Annotated in this window: 2 pseudogenes; both read left to right on the forward strand. The window is 52.3% G+C overall.

From position 1 onward, the window contains the following. Positions 1 to 14: 14 nt before the first annotated feature. Positions 15 to 92 (forward strand): annotated as a pseudogene (locus tag HMPREF3101_RS12330) (hypothetical protein); the annotation flags it as partial. A 21-nt stretch (positions 93 to 113) separates the two neighbouring features. Further along, a pseudogene (locus tag HMPREF3101_RS11830) lies at positions 114 to 499 on the forward strand (hypothetical protein); the annotation flags it as partial.

The raw sequence follows: 499 nt of genomic DNA on the forward strand, positions 1-499 counted from the left end.
GTCATACGCATTGTGTGTTCCCAGGCTGCACAATCCCATCACAGCTATGCCAGCTAGATCACCGGATCCCATTTGGTCAGGGTGGGAAAACCACACCAGGCAACCTGTATCCGTTGTGTCAAAAACACCACAACTTAAAGACCGATAAACGCGGGTTTTATGTTCCGGATCCTGATACTGGTGAAATCTTATGGCTTTTTGCCAACGGCACGTATGAAACCTGCACCTCGGACAGTCTGATCGCACACAACACGCACGCGGCGGCACCACGGTGGAAGAGCAATCTTGCACAGGTATGCCAGCGTCGCAGTGTGGTGGCGCAGTTTTACGCGAAGGGCCATAAAATCCTGGATGATTTTGACCAGCACCACAACCTGGAGATCGCCAATGCGCAGATCGCAGCGTTAGAGGAAGAGTACGGATTGACCTTCCCAATCAAAGCAGTACTGCCGGAGCCGGTGAAGGCACCGCAAATATCCGACTTTTTTGAACCGGTACG

The sequence above is a fragment of the Corynebacterium sp. HMSC29G08 genome (assembly GCF_001806875.1).
In the GTDB taxonomy this organism is placed as follows: Bacteria; Actinomycetota; Actinomycetes; order Mycobacteriales; family Mycobacteriaceae; genus Corynebacterium.